Below are 18,230 nucleotides of genomic sequence, written 5' to 3'. Positions count from 1 at the left end.
CGAGGTTTTTTCAATCTTTATCCATATCATTTTCGTCATTTTTCAACAAAATTTGCGTTAATCCTTGGAGACTTGATCTTAACTCGATCGTACTTTTTCCGCTTCGAGTTCAGGATGTTCGTCAGCCTTCGGCAGAACGTAGGTGAACGTATAACTGCCCGAGCCAAGCTCCACGCGGGTATCCGGTCCTTCTGCCCGGAACGCGCGGATCGCCGTCACCTCTTCCAAAGGCTGGCCCTGCTCCTTTACTGCAGCTTTCGCAGCAAGCGGAAGGAGCACCGTACCCGAAACGTTGGCCGGAATGTGAACCTCCACGATCATTTCGCCATGGTCGTGGCGGTGCCATGCGGACGAAACCGTGCCATACATGGTGTCCACCTTGGCTTTGACCCAATCCAATCCGGGTCCCGGCTGTGGTTCGATATGCACCATGCCGAAGCCGGGGCGATGTTCATCCGGACGTATGCCTGCGACATCACGGTATAACCATTCGCCAATGGCACCGTACGCATAATGATTGAACGAATTCATGTCCCTGCTCCAAAGGCTGCCATCCTCCCGCATGCCGTCCCAATGCTCCCACACGGTCGTGGCACCTTGCGTCACTTGGAACAGCCAGGATGGATAATCCTTTTGAAATAAAAGGGTATACGCCAAATCGCGGTGACCGGCAGCGCTGAGCACAGGGTTCAGATATGGCGTTCCGACAAAACCGGTGGTCAGATGATTGCCCGCCTCTTCAACCAATTTCACCAATTGATCACCGGCCCGTTTGCGGTGCTCCGGTTCCAGCAGGTCAAAGTGCAAAGCCAATACATGCGCTGTCTGCGTCGGCACGGAAATGCGGCCGGCAGGTGTAACGAATTCGTTGCGGAAAGCTTGGATGATCTGTGCATGCAATTGGTCGAAGTAAACCGCATCCTGATCGAACCCCAACACGCTGGCTGCTTTCCGTGTAAGGGAAACCGAGTAGGCATAAAATGCGGTCGCGACATAATCCCGGTCGGTAGCCCCGACATAACTTCCCGGTTTCGAATCGAGGCCAAGCCAGTCCCCGAAGTGAAAGCCCGTATTCCATAAGTAGGGGTTATCGCCCTGTGATCGAATGTATTCGATCCATTGCTTCATGCTGTCATATTGTTCGGCGAGCAGTCTCGTATCTCCATACATTTCATAGAGCGTCCACGGACAAATGACCGCTGCATCGCCCCATGCCGCCGACGAATGGGCGCTGTCGCTCCCGGATACGTTGACGTCAGGCACAAAAAACGGAATGCCCCCGTTCTCATGCTGGTCTGCCCGCAAATCCCGCAGCCATTTCGTGAAAAATGGAGCGGTGTTCATCAGATAAGACGCCGTGCGGATGAACATCTGCGCATCACCCGTCCAGCCGAGCCGTTCGTCGCGCTGCGGGCAATCGGTCGGCACGTCGAGGAAATTGCCCTTTTGCCCCCACAAAATGTTGTGGTGCAGCTGGTTGACGAGCGGACTGGAGCAGGCGAATTCGCCCGTGCGTTCCATATTTGAATGAAGCACAACACCTGTAAAATCGTCGATCTGAATCGGTTCGGAGAAACCGATCAGTTTCACGTATCGGAACCCCTGGAACGTAAAATGCGGTTCATACGTTTCAACGCCCCCGCCTTTCAGCGTATATTGAACTTGCTGCTTGGCGGAACGCAAATTTTCCGTATAGAAGTTGCCGGCATGGTCCAGAATCTCCGCATGCAGCAGTTCAACCGTTTGCCCAGGATCACCCTGCACGCTGAACCTCATCCAGCCCACCATGTTTTGTCCCATATCGAGCACACGATCGCCTTCCGGCGTGGTCAGCAGCGCAATCGGCTTCAGCTGCTCCATCGCCGTAACCGGGACGTTCTCCTGCGCAACGATGATGTCTTTGGCATGGTCCAAAATCGCTGCCGGTGACCAGGATGCGCGGGATTCGTCCAGCCAATCGGACTCCAGCCGGGCGTCGTACGTTTCCCCCATATATATGTCCGACATGGCAATGGCGCTGGCGGATGCCATCCAGTCCTTTCCCGACAAGATCCGATCCTCGGAGCCGTCTTCATATCGAATATGCAGTTCCAGCAGCAGCGCGCGATCGTCGCCGAATAATCCCTTTCGGCCGTCCCAGCCCAAATGCCCGCCGTACCATCCGTCTCCGAGAACCGCGCCGATCACGTTTTGCCCGGCCACGAGCATGGACGTAACATCATACACCTGGTACTGCAAACGTTTGTCGTAACTGGTCCAGCCTGGCGTAAAATAATGATCTCCTACCCTGGCACCATTCAGGTGCAGTTCATATAACCCGAGTGCTGTCGCATAAATGGTTGCCCTGACTACCGCTTTTTGCAGTTCGAACACTCTGCGCAAGCGCGGGCAGGAAGGATCGTCCTTCAAGGCTGCACCGGCCGTGATCCAATCGGCTTGCCATCGGTCTTCCGCATCCATCAGGCCTGTTTCGAAAAAAGCCGGTTCCGACCATTCCGATTCATTGCCCGCACCATCCCAAGCACGAACGCGATAATAGTATCGGGTTCGGGGGACAGGCTTCCAACCGGTCAGCTCCACATGAATGGAACGGTTGGAATGTTGCCGTCCCGAGTCCCACTCGATTCGGTTCATTTCGGGTACGAGGGATAGCTGGATCTGATAAGCTTCCTGGACGGCGTTCCGGGCATCGGATTGCAGGTGCCAGCTGATCCGGGGGGACGAAACGTCCAGTCCGATCGGATTTTTCCGATATTCGCAGCGAAGATGATTAACGATGAACATGGTTGCAGCATCCTTTCCGCATGGTCTATTGTAAGGGCTTACGATATAATTATATCGACCCGAACCTGAGAATTACCCGGCAGAACGGACTTTTTCACCCGGCAATCCGGCCACGAAGCAAGGAGGTTTGATCATGAAGCCTGTCATTGAGATATTTAAAGGAGAGTACTTTTTCCGCGACCAGCTGAAATTGTTCGTCAACCGCGTCTCGGAAAATTTTGCGGGTCCCTTCCATGCGCATGATTTCGTGGAATACAGCTATGTTTCCGGGGGACGAGGTTTCCATCATATCGGAAACGAGGTCATTCCGGTGCATCAGGGCATGCTGTTCGTGATTCCGGTCGGCGTTCCGCACGTCTTTCGCCCGGCTACGACCGACGTTTCCAAACATCCGCTCACGATCAGCAACTGCCTGTTCAACGCCGAATTGATCCAGGAATTGGCCGGCATGATTCAGGAACCCGAGATCCTTTCGCACCTGAACGAATTGGAGCAAAACAAGGCCCCTTACGTTTTCATTACAGACCATGGGAGACGGATCGAAGACCTGATGACCAGGCTGCACCGCGAGTGCGCCGTTCCCGGGATCGGCTCGTCCACCATGCTGTATACGCTTGTCAGCCAACTGGTGGTAACCACCTACCGCTTCATCCATAGGGTGGAGCCGAACGACCCGGTCAAACCACCGGAGCTCGACCATATCATTCAATATTTGGAGCAGCATCTCGCCGAGAAAACGCGCCTGTCCGACCTGGCACGCCTCTGCAATTGCAGCGACAAACAAATCCAGCGCATGTTCCGCACGCAGACCGGACAAAGCTTCGGCTCGTTTTTGCAGTTTTTGCGCATACAAAAAAGCTGTGAACTGCTGAAGCGTTCACAGCACAAAGTCAGCCTGATTGCCGAACTGGTCGGGTATCGGGATGTCGACTCCTTTTATGCGAATTTCAAAAAAATTACGGGCGATACGCCGCTGGCGTACCGCAAGAAGCATACATCCCATTTCACGCATCATGGTTGAACCGTATTTTAATTGGAGATCAAGGAATCCGGCGCCAACAGGCGATCTACGATTTCCTTTGCGTCTTTCCACGTTTTCATCAGTGGGAACGCATGCTGCTCCCGCTCTCGCACGTTCCAAGGATGAGGAATGCACAGTACCTTTTTGCCTTCAGCGAGCGCAGGAAGCAGGTTGTGCGGCCCGTCATCGATTAACAGATCGAATCCGAGCAAGTTTTTGCGTTTGCAGGTAATGAACTGCTCCGCAGTAATAAACGGCATGTGGCGCTGAAGCCAGTTCCACTTCTCCACCACAGTGGCGGGATCGGCCGCGGTTACGATAATGACATCGTACGCCTCGTTCAGCTTCTGCATCTCTTCCACGACGTAGTCGTCATACAGCTCCAGCTCTTCGAATAATCCCGGCCTGCCATAAAAGATGTCGTGCGTCGAATCCGGATGGCGCAAATGCGTCGTGTCCCACGTTACCATATCTTCATAACGCAGCGGATGCGTCGGAAACTGCAAATTGTTATAATGAATGGCCCGCTTCACCAGATGGCAGATCGTATCGTCCATGTCTACGGCAATAATCGCTTTCTTCATATGTATTCCCCCTACTCGGAAACCAGTATATCACCATCCGTGTCATCATTCCATCCTGTGGCGCGTTACACCAATGCATATTCGATCCCTTACTAAAAAAAGCCCATGCACGCGGCATCATCCGCTGCGCAAGGGCTTTGAACATGTTATTTTACGCTTGGCATACGCTTAGCTCAGGTCTGCACCGTTGGATGCAATCACTTTTTGGTACCAGCCAAAGCTCTTTTTCTTGATTCGGTTCAGCGTGCCTTGTCCCAGATCATCCTGGTCGACGTAAATGACGCCATATCGTTTGGACATTTCGGAAGTCGATGCACTGATAATGTCGATGGCTCCCCAGCTCGTATATCCCATAAGATCGACGCCGTCCATAACGGCTTCTTTCATTTGGGTGATATGTTTTCTGAGGTAGTCGATGCGATAATCGTCCTGGATGGAACCGTCCGGTTCAACCGTATCTTTCGCGCCAAGACCGTTTTCAACGACGAACAGCGGCAATTGATAGCGGTCATAAAGTTCTTTCAGCACGATGCGCAGTCCGATCGGGTCAAGCTGCCAGCCCCACTCGGTGCGTTCGAGGTTCGGGTTTTTAATCGTGCTGTACAGGTTGCCGCCAGTTACGCCATAATCCTCCGGATTTACCGCAGACACCAGGGACGTGTAATAGCTGAACGAAATGAAGTCCACGGTGTGGTCGCGCAAAATTTGCTCGTCGCCTGGTTCCATGACGACGGACACCCCGTTTTCTTCCCAGTAACGGTCCATGAACGCAGGGTAGCTTCCGCGCACCTGCACGTCCGTATGCAGCAGGTTCAGCTGGTTGTCGATTTGCGCCTGCAGCACGTCCTCCGGTTTGGATGTAGCCGGATAATGGATCATGCGTGCCAGCATGCAGCCGATTTGGAAATCCGGATTGATTTCCCGTGCCTTCTTCGTAACCAGGCTGCTCGCCACAAACTGGTGGTGGAGGGCTTGGTAGGACGCCTGCATCACGTTGTCCACGCGGTCTTCGATCACGCCGCCTCCTGTAAACGGTTCGATGATCGTTGTGTTGATTTCATTAAATGTCAGCCAGTATCTGACCTTGTCTTTGTAGCGAGTCATCACCGTCTCTGCGTATCTCAAGAAATGGCCGATCACTTCACGACCAACCCAGCCGTTGTACTTAAGTACCAGCCCCATCGGCATTTCATAGTGGGACAGCGTCACCAGCGGTTCGATGCCATGTTTGTTCAGCTCGTCAAACACTTCATCATAGAAGCGCAATCCTTCTTCGTTCGGCTCTTCATCGTAACCGTTCGGGAAAATGCGCGGCCAGTTGATCGACAACCGGAACACCTTGAACCCAAGCTCTGCAAACAAGGCGATGTCCTCTCTGAACCGATGGTAAAAATCGATGCCGTAACGCTTCGGATATCCTTCGGCGCTGTGATGAGCCATCGCTTTCTCCACCTTCGCGCTCGTTACGTGCATCAATTCCCGCAGGTTGGTGTAATCCTTTTTCGCAAAATAAGGAACCATGTCCGCCGTCGAGAAGCCTTTGCCGCCCGCGTCGAATCCCCCTTCTGCCTGATTGGCGGCAATGGCGCCGCCCCACAGAAATCCTTCCAGAAAACCTTGTCGTTTGTTCATCTCGCTCTCTCCCTCTCCTCAGATTTTGGCTTCCAATACTTCTTCGCCGGCAACGATGTCTCCCAGTTTCACAGGAAGTACTTGACTGTAATCGGCTGTATTCGTCACAACCATGGCCGTTGTGATGTCGTATTCTTTCGCGATTTCTTCCAGATCAAACGTCAGCAATTTATCTCCAGCCTTAACGCGCGCACCTGTCGCCACATGCGCTTCGAAATGCTGACCACGCAGTTTCACCGTGTTGATGCCCACATGCATGAGCAGTTCCATGCCGTCATCGCTGCGAACCACGATCGCGTGTTTCGTTTTGAACACGTTCATGATCGTGCCGGTCACCGGAGAAACCAGTTCACCCACGGTTGGCACAAATGCAACGCCTTTACCCATCATTTCATCACCGAACGTTGGATCGTTCACTTCCTTGAGCTCGATGGATTTGCCTGTCAGCGGTGCATAAGCCATCGCATTGCTTGACGGCGCCGGCGTTTCCATGGCATTGACGTCAACCACTTCGGTTGCTTTGGCAGGCGTCGCCGCCGCATTCGGAGCGAATGGGGCAAGCGCCTCAGCGTCGCCTTCCTCTTCTTTGATGCCCAGCAATACGGATGCAATCGTACCCACAACGAACGCAAGGATCATGCCGATCAGAGAGTACCAGAACGTTTGTCCAATCAGGGCAGGAAGACCTGGAAGACCGCCGTTACCCGCCAGAACGTACGCTTTTGCACCAAATGCCAACGCGAATCCGCCGCCGACTGCACTACCGATCATCGCTGCAGCGAACGGACGTTTGAACTTCATGTTCACCCCGTACATCGCCGGTTCCGTAACCCCCATCAAAGCGGTAAAGCTCGTCGACAAGGCTACGGTTTTCAACTTTTTATCTTTTGCACGGAAGAATACGCCCAGTGTGGCACCAGCTTGACCCATGTTGGAGATGTATGTGAGCGGCAGGAATTTATCGAATCCAAGCGTCGCAATGTTGCTCAGGATGATGGGTACAAGCGCATAGTGCATACCCGTCATGATGATCAAGGCCATCGCACCGCCAAGCACAAGACCTGCGATCAATCCGCCTTCATTCAGCAGCCAGTTGATACCGCCCGACAAAGCGCTGCCTACGAATGTTCCCAGTGGCCCGATGGCGATCAGCGTAACCGGAACCATAATGATCAGCGTAATCAGCGGCACCAGCAGCAGCTTCAGCGCAGCCGGGATGACACGGTCCACCCATTTTTCCACATAGGACATAATCCATACGGCCAGCAAAATCGGAATGACCGAAGAAGCATAACTCACCGCTGTTACCGGAATGCCGATAAAGGAAACCGACTCCCCGCTGGACAGCAATGTGCTCATGTCCGGATACATCAGCGCGGTTCCGAGCGCCACGGCGACGAACGGATTGGCGCCGAATTTGCGTGCCGCGCTAAACGCGATCAGAAGCGGCAGGTAATGGAACACGCCATCCCCGATCGCCGACAGAATGCGGTACGTGTCCGTTCCGGCAGCCATCCAGCCGAGCGATACGAACAGCGCCAGCAACCCTTTGAGCATACCGGCCGCCGTAATGGCGGGCAGCATTGGTGCAAATACGCCAGCGATCGTTTCGAAAATGCTCAGGATCACGTTTTGCTTTTTCTCCGGCTTGGCCGCTTTGTTGTCCTGGCTTTGCTGCAGCGCAGGCTCTTCCTTTACCATGGCGTCGAATACTTTAGACACGTCGTTGCCGATAATGACCTGGAACTGGTCTCCGGAAACGTTCGTACCCATGACTTTGTCCAGGTTTTTGAGCGTTCCGTTGTCCACTTTGTCGTTGTCCTTCAAATCAAAACGAAGACGGGTAACGCAGTGGTACACCGAATTGATGTTGTCTTTTCCCCCAACGGCTTTGACGATGTTTTTTGCCGTTTCCTGATGATCCATCTCGTTTTCCTCCTTCTGTGTCCACAAAAAATACCCGAATGAAACCAACGCTCGCGTGCGTCAGTGATTCATTCGGGTATTGCCTGATTGAACAGTAACAAGCCCATCGTTATTCGCTTTCCTTGGCGGCATCCCGTTTCGTTTTCATCAGGCGTTCCAGATGGAGCGTCAGATACAACTGCTCGGAATGCGTCATGTCGTATTGATAGTTTTTATGGATAAAAGCTTCGATCTTGCGTATGCATTTGAACGTTTCGGGATAGTTCTTGCGAACGACCTCGTACAGGTATTCCTCCGCATCGTCTTGCGACGTATGGGTGATGACCCGTTGGCAGAAATATTTCAAATGCGTGATGAACCGAAAATAGTTGACGCTATCTTCATCCACTTCGACGTTGAAGTGATATTTGATAATGTTCATGATCTCCTGAAGCAGCTGCATCAGGTGAGTCACGTCATTCATGGAATCATTGATCTCCGCATTGATGAAATGCAGCGCAATGTTGCATATTTCCTCCTTCGGGAATTCAATGTCCAATCTCTCGCGCAGCAAGGTGAGTGCCTCGCGGGCCACATCATACTCTGCCTTGTAAAAATGCTGTACCTCCCACGATAACGGATTGCGCGCGATATGTCCCATTTCCATCCGCTGTACGGCAAAATGGATATGATCCGACAGGGACACATAAATGCCGTCACTGATCGTTTTGTTCAGCTGCGTCCGGGCCAAGCTCACAATATCGTCGGTCGCCTGCAATATCTCTACGGGCACCTCGGTGACGATCGACTTGAATTTCTCGTAGATCGATGCATCCTGGAGACGAAAAATTTTTTCGATCCGCTCTTCATCGATCGGGTCGCCCGCTTTGAACTTGAATCCGATACCCCGGCCGAGGATCAGCAGTTCCTGGTTTTTGTCATCGACGGTGCTGACGATATTGTTATTAAATATTTGTTTAATGATCATGTCTGGACCCACCACTTTATTTTGAGGATTAAAAAAGGGCAAAACCAAAACAGAAATAATGATAACATCATTTCTATTGTGGTTTTGCCCGCATTACCGGTAACAAGCCTCGGGACTAATGTACCACAAGCTGAAAACGGTGTCAACGAAAAATCGTCTCGAACATGGCATAATCCATGCATCATTCCGGCACCGACGCCGTCGTCATTGTCAATGACATGAGATTATTCCGTATTGCCGAGTCCGATGATTCCTGCCATAGTTATGCCCTGTCGGGACGCAATTATGATTCCGACGCAAAAGGATTAACTTTTTTGTTGCCTGCGTTCTGCAAGTTCCTTCGTAATTTGCTTCTGTTTCTCTTCCGAAATGTCAAACCATAGGATCGATGCGGTAAATAATAGAACGAATGCCGGAAGCACGCCCATTAACAATTTCAAGCCAAAAATGGTCTCGCTGCTTTGTTCGACTCCAGGTACGTACCCCACTACATGCAATGCCCACGCTGCGATAGACCCGGCCAATGCCATGGCCAACGTTTGCACGAAACCTTGAATGGAACCCATCAAACCGTTTACGTTTTTTCCGGTCTTCCATTCGGTATAATCCATGGCAGCAGGCATCATGGAGCCTTGCGCCGGCGTCGATGCGCCCAGGAAAAACGCCGTGATCGCATTCAAGGCCATAAAAATGATAATTCCAGCCTTTGTATCGGGAATAACCATCACTGCAAGCATGCAGATCACGTTTACGACGGAAGCGGCCAGCACATTGATTTTGATGCCAAACCGTCTCGTGATCGGTCCGCTCACCATGACGCCGAGAAACGTGGGCAGTATGCTTACCGCACCGTATATGACCACAAGCCCTTCGTTATTAAAGAAATATTTGAAGTAATGGATCATGATTGCCGTTCGGATTCCGTTGGACAAGTTCAAAGCCAGCACGTAGATGTACAGAACAACGGCCGACCTGTTCGTGAACACTGCTGATATCATTTCTTTCAACGGTGTCTTTTGGCTGTTATTCGGGTTGATGTATCTTTCTTTCAAAGATGTTACCTGGAAAATGGATACCAAAATCCCCACCAATCCGACCAGGCCCATGATCAACGAGAAACCTCTGGCATCATTCCCGTTTCCCAATGCTTTGTAAAGCGGTTGAAAAGCCAATGATGCGAACAATGCACCGAGCATAATGGCGATATAACCGATTTGCCCCATCGAGATCCGGTCATCGATTCTTTTGGTGATCGCGGGACCTACGGCGTTGCTCGGCGCATACTTTATCGAGATCAGGATGCTGTATACCAGGTACGTTGCCGTAACATAGATAACGTTCCCGTTTGCCCCCAACCCAAAGTCCGTAAAGGTCAGCCATCCGAAAATGGCGATCGGTACTCCCAGAATGGCAAAGTACGGCACGTATTTCCCCCACGGCGTGCTCACTTTATCAACAAACACGCCAAATACGGGAACAAGAATAGCATCGATAATCCGGGCTACCAGAAATAAACCTGCCACGTAAGCGGGGCTTATTTCGAGAATGTCCGTATAAAAGAACAGCAAAAACGTGGCAATGATTTGATTGTGCATCGTTCCCGTCATGTTGCCGATCGTGGCTGCCACTTTCTCCCGGAATGAAAGCTTTCGATCTTCTTCCGGCATGCTCGCGACTGGCTGACTCTGAGTGACGTTGACTACTCCCATAATGATGCCCCCTTGAATGTATACGCTTACCGATTTCTTAACGAGCCAAGAAACGACAAACTTTCTTTCGGAGTTCGGATTTGCGTGGTTCGGTCGACGGCGATCAATCCAAAGGTTTGAGCGTAGCCAAGCTGCCACTCGAAATTGTCCAACAAGGACCAATACATGTACCCGATCACATCAATCCCGTCTTCCACACACTTCTGTACGCCAGCTGTGGCCTGTCGGATGAATTCCACGCGTTCGTCGTCTTGATCCGTAGATATGCCATTCTCGGTTACGATGATCGGTCCATCCCAATGTTTGGCCACAAATTGAAGCACGTTCGCCAATGCTTGAGGATAGTTTTCATATCCCATTTTGGTTAACTTCGCGTGGTCCGGCGGCTGGACAACCCCACTTGGTCCATGGATCTTTCTGGAGTAATTTTGAACGCCGATGAAGTCATCACCTTGGAGAAACGGCAAATAGTATAAGAAGTCCTCCTGCTGTTCTTGTTCTGCTAACTGTTCCCCACCGGGTAACGCCTGATGATCGTACAAAGATAACGTGATGCCGACCTTGATCGACGAGTTCAATTCCTTGATTACGCTTCTGGCTGCCTGATGGCATTTCATAATGATCTGTTCGCCTTGCTCCGTCCGTGGGGAGAGAAATGGTTGTACTTTTGTTGGATCCATGCCAAACACCTGTCCCAAACTGGCAAAGTATTTCTCCATGCTGCTTTGCACATCGACGTTTAAACCCACCTGCACATCCGCGGGTGTTGTGGAGTTCGAATCGTTCGCTGCGGCGCCGATCATTCGTTTCATAATTTTGGTGATCTGTTTCCCCATGTTCGCTTCGTTAATCGTACAGATGTAAGGCATCAGGGGCCCCAACTCTGAAACGACATGCCGGCAATAGTTCTTGAAATGCTCCACCGTTGTTTCGCTCTCCCATCCCCCTTCGGCAATCAGCCATTTGGGAGACGAAAAATGATGCAATGTCACGACAGGATTCACCTTATGTTGATGGCAGCATTCCAGGACCTTCCTGTAATGCTCGATCTCTTCTGCAGCAAACTGCCCTTTAACCGGCTCAATTCTTGCCCATTCGATGGAAAAGCGATACGTATTCAAGCCTGCATCCACCAACATTTGAATGTCTTTTTCGTAAAAATGATAATGGTCCACCGCCTGTAAAGAAGGTTCTTTGTACAACGAGTGCGGCATATGCTCCATCGCCCAGAAATCGCTATGGATATTGTTTCCTTCCACCTGATGCGCGGCCGTAGCCGCACCCAACATAAAATCGCTCCTAAATGGTTTTGTCATCGTCCTCTACCTTTCCATCTCAATTTGTTCCCCCGGGGAAGCGTTTTCAATTCCTGACTTGACGCTATGACCATAGTAGCATTCACCCTGGATTTGATATGGTGATTTCGTATGTTTTTTAGTATTATTGTCCTGAATACAGCATGAAATCTCCAGCAGGGAGTTGATCCTGATGACCACATGCATTACCATCGACGCGATGTGCAGTCTCGTTTCCAATACGTTTGAACTGCCTGTTTTCTTTATCAGTCCGAAAGGAAAAGTCATCTATGACAACTTGCGCGGCCAACCGATCAACCCATTGATCGAACGTCGCACCGGAAGTTATTTGAACCCGTTATATTTCGAACCCAGAAGAACATATCGGATTCCTGTTATTACCAAATCGGTATTCTCCGAAAAGTTCATATTAATCAGCTATTTCGATGGCGATCTGTTTGAAGGCACCCTGATTGTGGGTCCTACCCTGTCCCACCCCATACCTAATGAAGTATTAACTGGCATTATCAATGATAGGGATGCATTTTTTTATCGCGATCAAGTCGCGCGTTATTATGAACGTTTGCCGATTTTGAGCAATGACAAGCTGAACCATATCAGCGTTTTTATTTATCACTTGTTCAACAAGGAGCTGCTTTCTCCTCAATCCGTCTTGTATGAAGATTTTCAGTTCGATGACTATGAAAAGGCAAAGGGATTCGTGAATCTTGAATTCACCCAGTATTTGCAATCTGCGGATCGCAATCAGGTTCGATTGTTCGAAAAAAAGCTTTTGTTCATGATCAAAGAAGGCAGGGTTGAGGACATCGACGAACTGTCCTTCATCAAGGAAGAAGAATCCTCATCCGTCTTGTCGAAATCCAGCTTCCTTCGTTCGAACAAAAACCATATCATTACGCTGATTGCTTTGGTAACGAGAGCTTCTATGGACGGAGGCTTGAACGAGGATACCGCTTTTGCATTACACGACAGGTTTATACAACGGCTCGAGGAATTGGACCGGCTGGATGAAATCCGAAGTTTGGCACGCGAAGTCCTGCATACGTTTGCAGAGAAGGTGAAGCAAGCACGGCACGAAAGATATTCCAAAAAAATCATAGCCTGCAAGGAGTACATTCATAAACACATTTATGAAGAAATCCACCATAACGACATCGCCTTGGAGATTGGACTTAGTCCCAAATATTTGTCGGCCCTGTTCAAAAAAGAGGTCGGCATTTCGGTAAGCGAATACATTCAACAAACAAAGATCGAAGAAATCAAACGTTTACTGGCGTACAGCGCCATCTCGATATCCGAATTAGGCTCGCTCTTTCATTTTAATGACCAGAGCTATTTAACCAAAGTATTTAAAAAGATCGTGGGCGTGACCCCGAAACAATATCGCGAAAAACATCATTTGATCGAAAAAGGTTGACCCAACGTAAAAAACGAGCCCAATGAATATTGGCTCGTTTTGGTCTGTAAGGCGTATTACAGCGCGATCGTGTACTCCCCGCTTCCTGCAGTAAAGATGATATGCCCGTCTTCATAGCGGACATCGGGAAACTCGGCAGACACTCGCTTGATGTCAACCTGCTTGCCCGGAAGCATAACGGTGGCCCTGGAGTTCGCAGGAATGCCAAAATCGTAGGTAACGCCTCTTTCCGTCTTCAACCAACCGGATTGGATCACGCCATAGGGAGATTCATACGTTGCAGATGCATGTGTAAGCGTTCCTCCAACCAGCGGTTTTATCGTAAAATGTTTGAAGCCCGGCGTTTCCCATTGCGGGCGAATGCCTGCAATGCCTGTAAATAAGAAGTCGCATACCGCTCCATAGGAATAATGGTTCAATGAACCCGTAAGTTCCCCGTCCGGTTTGATTCCCCTCCAGCTTTCCCAAATCGTTGTAGCGCCATGGCTCACGGCATATAACCAGGAGGGATCGGAGGTTTGCTCCAGCAGCCGATAGGCGATTTCGGGATACCCATGATCCGCCAGAACATGAAGGATGAACGGCGTGGACAAAAATCCCGTATTCAAATGATGCTTCTGCGCTACGACCATCTCGGCAAGACGGTCCGCAACCGCTTGTCGTTTGGCTGTATCCGCCAACCCAAACGCCAGCGTCCGGACATTCGGCGCCTGCCGATCGTCCAGAATATGCCCGTTATCTTGAACAAAGTATGCATTGTACACATGCTTGATTTTTTCATATCGACGCTGGTATTCTTCTGCTATCTCGAGCTTTCCGAGTACGGAAGCCATTTCGGCCAGGAGGCGCGTGGAATAGGCGAAATACGCTGTCGCAACATCGGGATGACAGCCTTGGGACTTGCTCATCGCCGCGACCAGATCGTTGAATTCGGAATCGGCTTCGAGCCATTCTCCCCAGTGGAAGCTGGTATCCCAAATGTAATCCGCATCAAGCTCGCCGTCGGTATAGCTCTGATAGGCGGGAGAGTCTTTGAAACGTTCATTGGCTTTCCTGGCGCTGACGGCCATATAATCCACCCATGCCTTAGCCGAATCAAACTGCTTCTCTAGAATGGTTTGGTCTCCGTAACACAGATACAACGTCCATGGAATAATAACCGCCGCATCCCCCCAGCCGGAAGAACCGTCAAGCATGCTTGCCGTTCCTGGCTCTGGCCTGCGTATGGCCATCATGGGGTCTTTATTCTGCTTGGAGAACCTCTCCCATTCCTCTTTGTTGTGATAGCCGATCACGGTAGGTACCGTACTCCCTACGGATCCATTCGAGAATTGTTCGGACGCCAGGTCGGCCAGCCATTTTTCATAAAACGAATGCACGTTCATAAAATTGGCTGCCGTTTTGCAAAATACTTGCGCGTCCCCCGTCCAGCCTGCTCTCTCCCGGGTCGGGCAATCCGTCGGCACTTCCATGATATTGCTTTTTTGGCTCCAGCGCGAGTTAGAGACCAATTGGTTGATCAAGGGATTGGAACACGTAAATTCACCCGTTTGCTCCATATCCGAATAGATGGCCACTGCCGTAAAATCTTCTGCTTTTACAATGCCTGGATGCTTCTTGACCAGCACGTAGCGAAAACCAAAGATCGAGAAGCGCGGACGATAATGCTCGATACCCTCACCCTTCAAAATGTAGCGAACTTCTTGAAAGTCCTCTAACGGCCCGTGATGGGCCAGGTTTTGCAAGGTAAAGTTCCCGTCTTTATCCAGCGTTTCCCCATGGATGAGTACAACATCGGTACCGGCTTCACCGCAAACCCTCATGTCCACCCAGCCTGCGATGTTTTGTCCAAAGTCCAGCACGGTCTCGCCATTCGGCGTGTGTAATACCGTTGGCGAAAAGGTTTCCTTTTGTCTAACCGGCACGCTGCGGGTCGCAATCAGGCCAGTTAGTTCATCTTTGGCAGCCTGTACTTGCTCCCAGGAAGAATCGTCATATCCGGGTTGGTTCCAGCCTTCCATATCTGTTCGGGCATCATAAAGATCGCCAGCCTTCATGTCTGATTTCAGCAGCGGTCCGTATGATGTCTTGAATGTCCCGTCACTGCAAACCCATTCGATCGTTCCGTCCTCATATTGCAGCATCAGTTGTCCCAAAAAAGCCAGCTTGTACCCGAAATTATTTTTCAAGCTAGCCCCGCCGGTAGAACCTCTCCACCAGCCGTCGCCAAGAATAATGCCAAGCGCGTTAGCGCCTTCCTGCAGCAAATGAGTCACGTCATAGATCTGATATTGCAATCGCTCGTGATAGGATGTAAATCCGGGAGTAAACAGATGGTCCGTACCTTCCGCCCCGTTCAAATAAAAGCTGTATAGTCCTTTTGCCGTCAAACATGCCCTGGCCCGGACAAATCCCTTCCTTACAATGAATTCCTTGCGAATATAAGGGGCAGGTTTATAGGCATCGATCTGCACTTCCTTTTCCGGTTCAATCCAGCAGGCACGCCAGTCACTGGCATGCAACAGCCCGATTTCAAAGAAGGCGCATTCGCTGAATATGGACTCTTCACCGTGATTGTCCCAGACTTTAACCCTCCAATAGACGCGCTGCAGCGATTCCAGCGGCGGACCTGCATACAAGATGACTTGGGACTGGTCAGATTCTACTCTCCCCGTATCCCAGATCAAATCGTTAAAGTCTTTTGTTCCGGATGCTTGTACATGATATGCCGTTTGCATAACGTTCGTCTCTGAACTGTACACCTTCCAACCTAATCGTGGTGATGCTGCGTCCACGCCCAAAGGATTTTCCAAATATTCCGTTCGCAATGATCCGACTTCAAGCACGTATAATCCCCCCTCAAGTTCACCCCGCCGTATGCTTCTACCATCGAGAAGGATCGCGGTGACTCTCTTAGGATAATAAAAACAGTACATTTTTTATGGTACATGGGGACGCATTTTTGTAATCAGGTATCGGAGCAGCCGAATAACCGAGATCAAATGCCGAATAGCCCTTCAACAAGAAGGGCTGTGACGCTAAATATACGGTTCTCGTTAATGCTTGAACGTAACATGAATCTGTACGATTTCGGAGCGGCTGCTTGTACGGATCGGCGGCCCCCAAAATCCATAACCCGACGTGACAATGGAATGCATGGCGCCTTTCTGCAAATATCCCCAATCGTTCTCATAAATGGCCTGCGTGATGAACTGGGCCGGGGCAATCTGCCCGCGATGCGTATGGCCGGACACAACCAGATCGATGCCGTTTTGTTCGGCGATATCCAGATCATACGGTTGGTGGTCCAGCATGATCACCGGTTTGCTTTGATCCACGTTTTCCATTAAAGCAGCGACCTCGGCACGATCCGTCTCGGTTCTGTCTTTGCGCCCGATCAAGGTCAATTTGTCATCCAGCATAATTTGCTCATCATATAACACCTTCATGTTGCTTTGTTCCAAGGCTGCAATCAACGCTTCGATCGGACCCTCGAATTTGTCATGGTTCCCAAGGGTTGCGTAAACACCGTAGGGTGCCTGGATATCACGAATAATGTCCGCGATCCCGCTTTTCTTGTATAGCTCAAGGTTATCGTCGATCAGGTCGCCAGGGTACAGCACAAGGTCGGGCTTCAGTGCATTAATCTCGTTCACCATTCGTTTAGCGTGGCTTGGTCCCGACAGCAGCCCAAAATGGGTATCTGCTGCCATCACGATGTTAAGCGTGTCCAGCCCTTCGACTTTTTTATCGATCTGAATGCTGTACTCCCTCACGACCGGACTATATGCATTGAAAATGCCGTAACCCAGTGTCGACAACAATAAAACAAGCGTCGCCGCGCCGGCCCATTTGTGTGCATGATGCCTGGGTATGCGCGTCAACCGCAGCAGCCAAAGGATGATATGTACAACCGGCAGAATCATCAATAACAATGAGAAGATGGCCAACCAGTATGATCCAATGATGCTCAAAAACGATAAGCTTCCAAATACACGCGCCAAAATAAATGAACAAGCCAGAAATGCGATGATTCCAATATACAGCCAGCGGAAACGTGCGCTCACCACGGGTTTCATCCAGCTCCACCCGCTCCAGCCTATGTAAAATACCAGCAATCCGTATACGAGCAGAAATGCAATACCAGCTACGACAAACATTCTACGACGATCCTCCTCGTTCAATATTCAATTTCTAATGATGCCTTTAACCCGTCTGCACCAGTATAACCCAGAAGCCCTGTTCCAGGCATCTTTCCAATGCAAAAAAGCATTCCCGCGTCCGCCGAGAGCCAAGGGCTTTCGCATCGGACACAGGAATGCTTGAACTTTTATGATTGCGTCGTCTAACGATTATTCGCTTGCTTCCATCCAGTTGTGGTGGAATGTGCCTTCTTTGTCCACGCGTTTAAACGTGTGCGCGCCGAAGTAGTCGCGCTGAGCCTGCAGCAGGTTGGCCGGCAGACGCTCTGTGCGGTAGCTGTCGTAGTAGGACAGCGCGCTGGAGAAGCCCGGTACCGGAATACCTTGCGTTACCGCTACGGACACCACTTCGCGCCATGCATCCTGGTACGATTCCACGATGTTTTGGAAGTAAGGGTCGAGCAGCAGGTTTTTCAGCTCGGCATTGTTGTCGTACGCTTCCTTGATGTTTTGCAGGAATTGCGAACGGATGATGCAACCGCCGCGGAAAATCATCGCGATGTTGCCATATTTCAGATCCCAGCCGTACTCGTCGGAAGCTGCGCGCATTTGTGCGAAGCCTTGGGCATAGGATACGATTTTACTTGCGAACAGTGCTTTGCGCACGCTCTCGATGAACGCAGCTTTGTCGCCTGTGAAGGCGGACGCGGACGGGCCGTTCAGGATTTTGCT

At 50.7% G+C, this 18,230-nt stretch carries 12 protein-coding genes; 2 read left to right on the top strand and 10 right to left on the bottom strand.

The annotated features are described in order from the left end of the window. Positions 1 to 78 precede the first annotated feature (78 nt). Positions 79 to 2,784, bottom strand: a complete 2,706-nt coding sequence (locus RSX24_RS06810) for a family 78 glycoside hydrolase catalytic domain (protein ID WP_343260086.1) — start codon at positions 2,782 to 2,784, stop codon at positions 79 to 81. A gap of 133 nt (positions 2,785 to 2,917) precedes the next feature. On the opposite strand from RSX24_RS06810, the gene RSX24_RS06805 reads away from it, so the two are divergent. After that, entirely contained in the window at positions 2,918 to 3,805 is an 888-nt protein-coding gene (locus RSX24_RS06805) for a helix-turn-helix domain-containing protein (RefSeq protein WP_339273035.1), read from the top strand. A gap of 8 nt (positions 3,806 to 3,813) precedes the next feature. On the opposite strand, the gene RSX24_RS06800 is transcribed toward RSX24_RS06805, so the two are convergent. The 6 genes from RSX24_RS06800 to RSX24_RS06775 form a co-directional block, all read right to left on the bottom strand. Then, positions 3,814 to 4,389: a 5' nucleotidase, NT5C type gene (locus RSX24_RS06800; RefSeq protein WP_339273037.1), complete on the bottom strand. Its 576-nt coding sequence runs from the start codon at positions 4,387 to 4,389 to the stop codon at positions 3,814 to 3,816. A gap of 168 nt (positions 4,390 to 4,557) precedes the next feature. Continuing rightward, positions 4,558 to 6,021 (bottom strand): glycoside hydrolase family 1 protein, encoded by a 1,464-nt coding sequence (locus tag RSX24_RS06795; RefSeq protein ID WP_343260085.1) that lies wholly within the window; start codon positions 6,019 to 6,021, stop codon positions 4,558 to 4,560. Between the two features lie 18 nt (positions 6,022 to 6,039). Next, a complete protein-coding gene (locus RSX24_RS06790) occupies positions 6,040 to 7,947 on the bottom strand; it encodes a beta-glucoside-specific PTS transporter subunit IIABC (protein ID WP_343260084.1) in 1,908 nt (635 codons plus the stop codon). Between the two features lie 109 nt (positions 7,948 to 8,056). Next, positions 8,057 to 8,914, bottom strand: coding sequence for a BglG family transcription antiterminator LicT (gene licT, locus RSX24_RS06785; RefSeq protein ID WP_236412022.1), 858 nt, complete (start codon positions 8,912 to 8,914; stop codon positions 8,057 to 8,059). Between the two features lie 305 nt (positions 8,915 to 9,219). Further along, the gene (locus tag RSX24_RS06780; protein WP_343260083.1) at positions 9,220 to 10,623 is read right to left on the bottom strand and encodes an MFS transporter; all 1,404 of its coding nucleotides are present in this window, start codon (positions 10,621 to 10,623) and stop codon (positions 9,220 to 9,222) included. Positions 10,624 to 10,649: 26 nt separating this feature from the next. Next, positions 10,650 to 11,939 (bottom strand): glycoside hydrolase family 1 protein, encoded by a 1,290-nt coding sequence (locus tag RSX24_RS06775; protein WP_343260082.1) that lies wholly within the window; start codon positions 11,937 to 11,939, stop codon positions 10,650 to 10,652. 172 nt (positions 11,940 to 12,111) lie between these two features. Between RSX24_RS06775 and RSX24_RS06770 the strand changes: the two genes are divergently transcribed. Further along, positions 12,112 to 13,356 carry an AraC family transcriptional regulator gene (locus RSX24_RS06770; protein WP_343260081.1) on the top strand — a complete coding sequence of 415 codons (1,245 nt, stop codon included), beginning with the start codon at positions 12,112 to 12,114 and terminating at the stop codon, positions 13,354 to 13,356. A gap of 56 nt (positions 13,357 to 13,412) precedes the next feature. On the opposite strand, the gene RSX24_RS06765 is transcribed toward RSX24_RS06770, so the two are convergent. From RSX24_RS06765 to RSX24_RS06755, 3 genes are all read right to left on the bottom strand, one after another. Next, positions 13,413 to 16,202, bottom strand: a complete 2,790-nt coding sequence (locus RSX24_RS06765) for a family 78 glycoside hydrolase catalytic domain (protein WP_343260080.1) — start codon at positions 16,200 to 16,202, stop codon at positions 13,413 to 13,415. Between the two features lie 210 nt (positions 16,203 to 16,412). Further along, on the bottom strand, positions 16,413 to 17,516 hold the full coding sequence (locus tag RSX24_RS06760; protein WP_343260079.1) for a metallophosphoesterase: 1,104 nt from the start codon (positions 17,514 to 17,516) through the stop codon (positions 16,413 to 16,415). Between the two features lie 192 nt (positions 17,517 to 17,708). Then, a partial coding sequence (locus RSX24_RS06755; RefSeq protein ID WP_497198214.1) for an NADP(+)-dependent, decarboxylating phosphogluconate dehydrogenase occupies positions 17,709 to 18,230 on the bottom strand: 522 nt, incomplete at its 5' end.

The organism is Paenibacillus hubeiensis (assembly GCF_032334105.1).
Lineage (GTDB): Bacteria > Bacillota > Bacilli > Paenibacillales > Paenibacillaceae > Paenibacillus > Paenibacillus hubeiensis.
This window is presented reverse-complemented; position numbering and strand designations above follow the sequence as displayed.

Bases quoted from the DNA above. Each gene is read 5' to 3' on its own strand.
- RSX24_RS06810 (WP_343260086.1), bottom strand. From the start codon at position 2,784: ATGTTCATCGTTAATCATCTTCGCTGCGAATATCGGAAAAATCCGATC.
- RSX24_RS06805 (WP_339273035.1), top strand. From the start codon at position 2,918: ATGAAGCCTGTCATTGAGATATTTAAAGGAGAGTACTTTTTCCGCGAC.
- RSX24_RS06800 (WP_339273037.1), bottom strand. From the start codon at position 4,389: ATGAAGAAAGCGATTATTGCCGTAGACATGGACGATACGATCTGCCAT.
- RSX24_RS06795 (WP_343260085.1), bottom strand. From the start codon at position 6,021: ATGAACAAACGACAAGGTTTTCTGGAAGGATTTCTGTGGGGCGGCGCC.
- RSX24_RS06790 (WP_343260084.1), bottom strand. From the start codon at position 7,947: ATGGATCATCAGGAAACGGCAAAAAACATCGTCAAAGCCGTTGGGGGA.
- licT (WP_236412022.1), bottom strand. From the start codon at position 8,914: ATGATCATTAAACAAATATTTAATAACAATATCGTCAGCACCGTCGAT.
- RSX24_RS06780 (WP_343260083.1), bottom strand. From the start codon at position 10,623: ATGGGAGTAGTCAACGTCACTCAGAGTCAGCCAGTCGCGAGCATGCCG.
- RSX24_RS06775 (WP_343260082.1), bottom strand. From the start codon at position 11,939: ATGACAAAACCATTTAGGAGCGATTTTATGTTGGGTGCGGCTACGGCC.
- RSX24_RS06770 (WP_343260081.1), top strand. From the start codon at position 12,112: ATGACCACATGCATTACCATCGACGCGATGTGCAGTCTCGTTTCCAAT.
- RSX24_RS06760 (WP_343260079.1), bottom strand. From the start codon at position 17,516: ATGTTTGTCGTAGCTGGTATTGCATTTCTGCTCGTATACGGATTGCTG.